Source organism: Bacteroides sp. Ga6A2 (assembly GCF_000702225.1).
Lineage (GTDB): Bacteria > Bacteroidota > Bacteroidia > Bacteroidales > Bacteroidaceae > Ga6A1.
Map to the genome: position 1 here is coordinate 1 of NZ_JNKX01000088.1, position 1,202 is coordinate 1,202.

Genomic DNA, 1,202 nt, shown 5'->3' on the forward strand with positions numbered 1-1,202 from the left:
CCAAGGTACGTCCAAGGTACGTCCAAGGTACGTCCAAGGTACGTCCAAGGTACGTCCAAGGTACGTCCAAGGTACGTCCAATTGCAGAAAAGATGCAGGCATCTTTTCTGCAATTTTTGAGGGTGTAAAATAAACAGTGTCATGCTACAACAAAAAAGAAATTAACACGTTTATTTAATGATGTCAAAGGAAGAAATAGATTACAAGTTGGCAGCCGAGCAGTTACGTACAGGCAAGCCATTGTTTGGAAAGGAAGGTAGGGATTGTAAGCAGGACATATCAGTATGCCAAAACCCGAAGGCATCCCGAACGAATCCCGAACAACCGACAAGGACGGCAACAAGACCTCTCATCTTAGGTTCGGGAACTTTGTATTATAGTCAAGTAATGAGCACAATCAGGTTCAGAATTCAGGATTAAGATATAATCAAATGATTCCCTATCGGGAAAAAAAGATAAGTTAGAAGTATGAATATCAAATTTAGCACCATAAGGTATTGGCATCTTCAAGATGGGAATGTCAATATATTATTCGATAGTACAGAAGAAACAAAGTTGTTTTTTAACGGAGGCAATTTCAGTATGTCTGGTGATGTACACAACGCTTGTTATAGCACATATAACATAAAGTCTCACGAAAAGACACATGTAATAAATAATATAAAGGAAACTGAGGATTTTGACTTTATCCTGCAAATAGACGATACGATTTATATGAAAATTTTTTATATGCCAGATGATTCATACGAAAATGGTGTTGTACAAACTTTTTGTGTATTTTGCCCAACAGATACATTTTACGATGATATTATTTGCGACTACAATGAAAGCGATGATTAAAAAACATTTGTCAGAGAATAAAATTAGCCCAGATTCTCGTTATTCAATAGAACATGTAACTTTTGGAGATGCAGGTCTTTGTACAATGTTTTTATACTCGGACAAGTCTTGCCACCTTCGGGAATTTAAGCCGAAAAAAAAGGACTATCAAACAGAACAAAAGTAAAAAATATATGAGATGCATCTTTACATTTTATTCAATTGGTGTATTCAGAAAAAAACGTATATTTACAAAAATTTTTGGCTGGCAACGTAAAGTTGCTTAATACAATACGTGAATTTTTAACGAACTATTACATAATGAAAAGAAGTATTTTTATATTAATCAGTTTGCTATGTTCCCTTCTCTTTAGAACGGAAAC

Annotated in this window: 2 protein-coding genes; both read left to right on the forward strand. The window is 34.9% G+C overall.

Annotated elements, in window-relative coordinates; all coding sequences use genetic code 11:
• The first annotated feature begins 177 nt into the window (after window positions 1-177).
• Window positions 178-420, forward strand: coding sequence for a hypothetical protein (locus tag T538_RS18225; protein ID WP_031535494.1), 243 nt, complete (start codon window positions 178-180; stop codon window positions 418-420).
• Window positions 421-468: 48 nt separating this feature from the next.
• Window positions 469-840 (forward strand): hypothetical protein, encoded by a 372-nt coding sequence (locus tag T538_RS0113770; RefSeq protein WP_031535496.1) that lies wholly within the window; start codon window positions 469-471, stop codon window positions 838-840.
• Window positions 841-1,202 lie beyond the last annotated feature (362 nt).

Coding starts and splice junctions, on each gene's coding strand:
- T538_RS0113770 (WP_031535496.1), top strand. CDS start 469: ATGAATATCAAATTTAGCACCATAAGGTATTGGCATCTTCAAGATGGG.
- T538_RS18225 (WP_031535494.1), top strand. CDS start 178: ATGATGTCAAAGGAAGAAATAGATTACAAGTTGGCAGCCGAGCAGTTA.